Source organism: Streptomyces sp. NPDC053427 (assembly GCF_044544985.1).
Classification (GTDB): Bacteria; Actinomycetota; Actinomycetes; order Streptomycetales; family Streptomycetaceae; genus Streptomyces.
In genome coordinates this window covers 1-6,562 of record NZ_JBITYA010000003.1, presented here as the reverse complement: position 1 = coordinate 6,562, position 6,562 = coordinate 1, and the positions used below count along the sequence as shown (strand labels likewise).

At 74.9% G+C, this 6,562-nt stretch carries 1 pseudogene; it reads right to left on the bottom strand.

The annotated features are described in order from the left end of the window. Positions 1-19: 19 nt before the first annotated feature. Positions 20-6,136 (bottom strand): annotated as a pseudogene (locus tag ACIGWZ_RS08125) (type I polyketide synthase); the annotation flags it as partial. Positions 6,137-6,562: the final 426 nt, after the last annotated feature.

The following is a 6,562-nucleotide window of genomic DNA, read 5'->3' as shown; positions in this document are numbered from 1 at the left end:
CGTTGTCTCCAGCTCTCTTTCAGTTCGCCGAGTTCTCGGTGGCACGACGCAGCAGCGCTTCGGCGTCCATGTCGTCGAGTGAGTCCGCTTCGCCTGCCGCCTCGGGGGCGGTGGTGTCGGCGTCGTCGGAGGTGGCGAGTTTCAGCACCAGGTCGAGGAGGCCGGCCTTGCGCAGCCGCCCGATGGGGACGGTGGCGAGTGCCTCACGGATGCGGGCGTCGGGGTCGTCGGCGCGGCCGGTGTCCGCGTCATCGGGTGCCGCGCCGAAGAGCAGTGCACCGATGTGCCGGGCCAGGGCCGTGGGGGTCGGGTAGTCGAAGACGAGGGCCGCGGGCAGCGGCAGACCGAGGGCCGTGCGGAGCCGGTTGCGCAGCTCGACGGCGGTCACGGAGTCGAAGCCGACGTCGCGGAAGGCGCGGGTGGCGGGGATCGCGTCGGGTGTGTCGTGGCCGAGGGTCGCCGATGCCTCGGCGCGGACGGCCTCGACGAGCGCGCGGCCGCGTTCGGCGGTGGGCAGCGCGTCCAGGCGCCGGCGCAGCGGCGGTACGGGGGTGTCGCCTTCGGGGCCGGTAGCGGTGGCCTGGTCGTCGGCGAGGGCGCGTACCGCCTCGGGAACGGTGGCCAGCAGCGGGCTCGGGCGGGTCGCGGTGAAGCTGGGTGCGAAGACCTGCCAGTCCATCCGCGTGACGGTCAGTGCGGTGTCGTCGTCCTCCAGCATCTGTTGGAGGGCGCCCATGGCGTGCGCCGGTTCCATCGCGAGGACGCCTTGGCGGCGCAGCCGCTCGTGGACCTCGGGGACGGTGGCCATACCGACCTCGCCCCAGGTTCCCCAGGCGACGGACGCGGCGGTCAGGCCGAGCGAGCGGCGGTGGCCGGCGAGCGCGTCGAGGTAGGCGTTGGCGGCGGCGTAGCCGGGTTGTCCGCCGCTGCCCCAGATGGCGGCGCCGGACGAGAAGAGGACGAACGCGTCGAGGTCGAGGTGTGCGGTCAGCTCGTGCAGATGCCGGGCGGCGGTGAGCTTGGAGCGCAGCAGGCCGTCGAGCTGTGCCGGCGTCAGGTCGGCGACGGCGGCGTCGCCGTCGGCCACTCCCGCGGAGTGGAACACGGAGGTGAGCGGCTGGTCGGCGGGGAGGTCCGCGAGGAGCGCCGCCAGCGCCTCGCGGTCGGCGGCATCGCATGCGGCGAGGGTGACGCGGGCGCCCAGCGCTTCCAGTTCGGCGCGCAGCTCGGCGGCGCCGGGGGCGTCCGGGCCGCGGCGGCTGGTCAGGACGAGGTGTGCGGCGCCGCGCTCGGCCATCCAGCGGGCGACCCGGCCGCCGATGCCGCCGGTACCGCCGGTGACCAGGCAGGTGCCGCGTCCGCGCCAGTGCCGCGCGGGCCGGTCCTCGGCGGGTGCGGCGGGCGTCAGGCGGCGGGCGAACACGCCGGAGGCCCGGATCGCGAGCTGGTCCTCGCCGGCCGGGTCGGTGAGCAGGCCGGTGAGCCGTGCGGCGGCGCGGGCGTCGAGGACGGCCGGCAGGTCGATCAGTCCGCCCCATCGGTCGGGGTGTTCGAGCGCGACGACCCGGCCGAGGCCCCACAGCGCGCCCTGTACCGGGCTGCTGAGGGCGTCGTCGCGGCCGGTGGCCACGGCGCCGCGGGTCAGGCACCACAGGGGCGCGGTGAGGCCCGCGTCGCCGAGTGCCTGGACGAGGACGAGGCTCTGGCCGAGCCCGGCGGGAACGGACCCGAAGTCCTCGTGGAGTTCCTCGGCGGCGGCCAGGAACGAAACGACACCGGTGAACTGGCCGCCGTCCTCGACGAGTTGGGCAAGCCGGGCGGCCCATTCGGCGCGGTCGATGCCCTTGGCCTCGAAGCGGACGGTGTCGCTGCCGAGCGCGTCGAGCGCGGCGGCCACCCAGGGTTCGTCGGCATGGCCGAGCGGGACGACGGCGAGCAGCCGACCGGCGGCGCGGGCCGCCGCGGGTTCGCCGACGCGGGTCCAGTCGACGCGGTAGCGGAGCTCGTTGACGAGGGTGCGGTTGCGGGACTTGGCACGCCAGGCGGACAGCGCCGGCAGGACGGCGCCGAGCGGCGACCGCCCGTCTCCGGCGGGGACGCCGAGCGCGTCGGCGAGCGAGTCGAGGTCCTGGTTCTCGACCAGCTCCCAGAACGCGGCATCGGACGCGTCGCCGCCGGCCGGGGCGTCGGCGGCCTTCGGCTCGGGCCAGAAGGTTCCCCGCTGGAAGGCGTACGTCGGCAGGTCGACCCGGCCGTACGCGAACGGGGCGGTCCGGGCGAAGGCGGTGGTCCAGTCGACGGCCGCGCCGTGCGTGTGCGCCTCGGCGAGGGAGACGAGGAACCGCTTGCGGCCGCCCTCGTCGCGGCGCAGTGAGCCGAGGACCACCGCGGATTCGGCGCCGGCCTCCTCCATGGCCTCCTGCGTCTCCTGGATCGGTGCGGCGAGCACGGGGTGCGGGCTGATCTCCACAAAGATGCGGTGGCCGTCGGCGAGCAGGGCGCCGGTGGCGTCCTGCATGCGGACGGTCCGGCGCAGGTTGGTGTACCAGTAGGTGCCGTCGAAGGCGGCTTCGTCCAGACGGCCGCCGGTGACGGTCGAGTAGAACGGCACCTCGGGGACGCGCGGGCTGACCGGGGCGAGGACGCGGGCGAGTTCGTCGCGTACCGCCTCGACGTGCCGGCCGTGCGAGGCGTAGTCCACGGACACCTTGCGGGCGCGGACGCCCTGTTCACGGCAGGCCGCGAGCAGCGCGTCGAGGGCGTCGGCGTCACCGGAGACGACCACGGAGCGCGGGCCGTTGACGGCGGCAACGGACAGCGCCTCGGCCCACGGGGTGAGCAGTTCGGTGACGCGGTCGACGGGTGCGGCCACCGACATCATGCCGCCGAGCCCGGACAGCTGGGGAAGGGCCTGGCTGCGCAGGGCGACGACGAGCGCCGCGTCGTCCAGACTGAGCGCCCCGGCGACGTACGCGGCGGCGATCTCGCCCTGCGAGTGGCCGACGACGGCGGCCGGTTCGACGCCGTGGGAGCGCCACAGCGCGGACAGCGCGACCATCATGGTGAACAGGGCGGGCTGCACGACGTCGACCCGTTCCAGGAGCGCCGGATCGCCGTCACCGGCGAGGACGTCGTGCAGCGACCACGCGAGGTACGGGGCGAGGGCCGCGGCGCAGTCGTCGACGGCGGCGCGGAACACCTCGGACGTGGCGAGCAGTTCGCGGCCCATGCCCCACCATTGGGAGCCCTGGCCGGGGAAGACGAAGACGGGTCCCGCGGGGCCGGCACCACCCGCGAGGCCGGTGACGACGCCGGCCGCCGACGTGCCGTCCGCCAGCGCGCCGAGACCGCGCAGGAAGTCCTCGCGCCGTTCGCCGAGGACGACGGCGCGGTGGTCGAAGGTGGCGCGGGTGGTGGCAAGGGCATGGCCGATGCGGGCCGGTACCGGCTCCGGGTCGGCTTCGACGGCGGTCCGCAGCCGGGCGGCCTGGTCGCGCAGCGCCGCCGCGGACGTGGCCGACAGCAGCCACGGGACGACGGAGTCCGCGTCCTGCGGTTCCTCGGCGGCGGCCGGTTCGGCGGGCGGCGCCTGCTCCAGTACGAGGTGGGCGTTGGTTCCGCTGATGCCGAAGGAGGAGACGCCGGCCCGCCGCGGGCGCCCCGTCTCGGGCCATTGAGTGCGCTCGCGCAGCAGCTCGACGGCGCCCGCGCTCCAGTCGACGTGCCCGGACGGCTCGTCGAGGTGCAGCGTGCCGGGCAGCACACCGGCGTCCATCGCCATGACCATCTTGATGACGCCCGCGACACCGGCCGCGGCCTGCGTATGACCGATGTTCGACTTCACCGAACCCAGCAGCAACGGCCGCGCCGGGTCGCGGTCCTGGCCGTACGTGGCGAGCAGGGCCTGCGCCTCGATCGGGTCGCCGAGCTTGGTGCCGGTGCCGTGCGCCTCGACGGCGTCCACATCGGCGGCGGTGAGGCCGGAGTTGGCGAGGGCCTGGCGGATCACCCGTTGCTGCGAGGGGCCGTTGGGGGCGGTGAGGCCGTTGGAGGCGCCGTCCTGGTTCATGGCGGAGCCGCGGATCACGGCGAGGACCTGGTGGCCGTTGCGGCGGGCGTCGGAGAGTCGCTCCAGGAGGACGACGCCGATGCCCTCGGCGAGGGTCATGCCGTCGGCCGCGTCGGAGAACGGCTTGCAGCGGCCGTCGCGGGCCAGGGCCCGCTGGCGGCTGAAGCCGACGAAGGCGTGCGGGGTGGCCATCACGGCGGCGCCGCCGGCGAGCGCGAGGGTGCTCTCGCCGTTGCGCAGGGACTGGCAGGCCAGGTGCAGGGCGACCAGCGAGGACGAGCAGGCGGTGTCGACGGTGACCGCCGGGCCCTCCAGGCCGAGCAGATAGGACACCCGGCCGGACAGCACGCTGGCCGCGGTGCCGGTCACCATGTGGACCTCGGAACCCTCGGTCCCGTTCTGCACGCTGGTCGCGTAGTCCTGGTAGCTGGCGCCGAAGAACGTGCCGGCCGAACTGCCGCGCAGCGTCCCGGGGTCGATGCCCGCCCGCTCGAAGGTCTCCCAGGACGTTTCGAGCAGGAGGCGCTGCTGCGGGTCCATGGAGAGGGCCTCGCGCGGGGAGATGCCGAAGAAGCCGGGGTCGAAGCCGGCGGCCTCGTGGAGGAAGCCGCCCTGCACGGAGTAGGTGCGGCCCTGCCGGTCCGGGTCCGGATCGTGCAGGCTCTGCGCGTCCCAGCCGCGGTCGGACGGGAACGCGGAGATCGCATCGGCGCCGTCGAGCGCGAGACGCAGCAGCTCCTCGGGGGTGGCGGCGCCACCGGGATAGCGGCAGCCCATGCCGATGATGGCGATCGGGTCGTCGTCGGCCGGAGAGTCCGTGGTGGCCGGGTCGGCCGCCTGCCGCACCGCACCGGCGACGCCGAGCGAGCGCTCCTTGAGGAAGCCGGCGAGGGCGACCGCGTTCGGGTAGTCGAAGACCATCGTCGACGGGAGGCCGAGACCGGTGGCGGCGGCGATGCGGTTGCGCAGGTCGACGGCGGTCACCGAGTCGAAGCCGATGTCGCGGAAGGCGCGCCGCTCCGGGAAGGCCTCCGCGGAGGCGTGGCCGAGGACGGCGGCGGCCTCGGTACGGACGAGGGTGAGCAGCAGGCGGTCCCGCTCCGCGTCGGAGAGCCCGCGCAACTGCCCCGCGAGGCCGCTGGTGGCCGGGCTTGCGGTGCCCGGCCCGGCACTCTCGGCGAGGCGGCGCCGCACCTCGGGGATCTGGTCGAAGAGAGGCGACGGGCGGCCTGCGGTGAAGACGTCGTGGTAGGTGTCCCAGTCGATGTCCATGAGGCCGATGACGGTCTCGTCGTCGTCCAAGGCGCGCTGGAGCGCCGTCATCGCCAGTTCGGGGTCGAGGTATTCGAGGCCGCTGCGGCGGATCTGGTGCGGGTCGGCGAGCTCGCGCTCCAGATCGTCGGGCCACTTTCCCCAGTGGAGCGACGTGGTGCGCCGGCCGCGGGCGCGGCGCTGCTCGGCGAGGGCGGACAGGTAGGCGTTGCCCGCGACGTACGCGGCGTGGACGCCGCTCCCCCACATGCCGGCGGTGGAGGAGTAGAGGATGAAGTCGTCCAGTTCCTCGTCGTCGAGGAGTTCGTCGAGGATCTGCGCGCCGGTGACCTTGGCGTGCAGGACCTCCGAGAACGCCTCGACGGTGGTGTCGGCGAGGGCGGAGAGCCCGATGACGGCGGCGGTGTGGACGACGGTGCGGATGGTGTGGCCGTCCGCCTTGAGGCCGTCGAGGAGCGCGGCGACGGCGTCGCGGTCGGTGATGTCGCACGCCACGACGGTTACGGCCGTACCGAACTTCCGCAATTCCAGCGCGAGTTCGGCCGCTCCGGGGGCGTCCGGACCGCGGCGGCTGACGAGCACCAGGTGCTCGGCGCCCTGTCCGGCGAGCCAGCGGGCGAGGTGCGGGGCGAGGGTGCCGGAGCCACCGGTGACGAGCGTCGTGCCACGCGGTTTCCATGTGCGGGTCGTGCGGCGCGTGCCGCTGTCGGCGCGGACGATGCGGCGCGCGAGGGTGCCGGAGGGGCGGATCGCGAGCTGGTCCTCGGCACCGAAGCGGCCGGCCAGCACGGCGGCGAGGCGCCGACCGGCGGGTGCGTCGAGGCTCTCCGTCAGGTCGACGACGCCGCCGAAGCGCTGCGGGTGCTCGACGGCCGTGGTCCAGCCGACGCCGGCGACCTGACTCTGGACGGGCCGCGTCAGGGGGTCGGAGGGGCCGGTGGAGAAGGCGCCCCGGGTGAGCAGCCACAGCGGGGCGGTGATGTCGGCGTCGCCCAGCGCCTGGACGAGGGAGACGGTCAGCGCGAGTCCGCACGCGATCCCCGGGTGGCGGCTGCCGGGCCGTTCCGCCTCGGCGAGGACGGAGACGATGCCGGTGAGGCCGTCGGCGCCCGCCGGTTCGGCGAGGCGCTCGCGCAGCACCGTACGGTCGGCGCACTCCTCGTCCAGCACCAGACGGCGCACCTCGGCACCGTTCGCCGCGAGGGCCTCCGCCACGGCCCC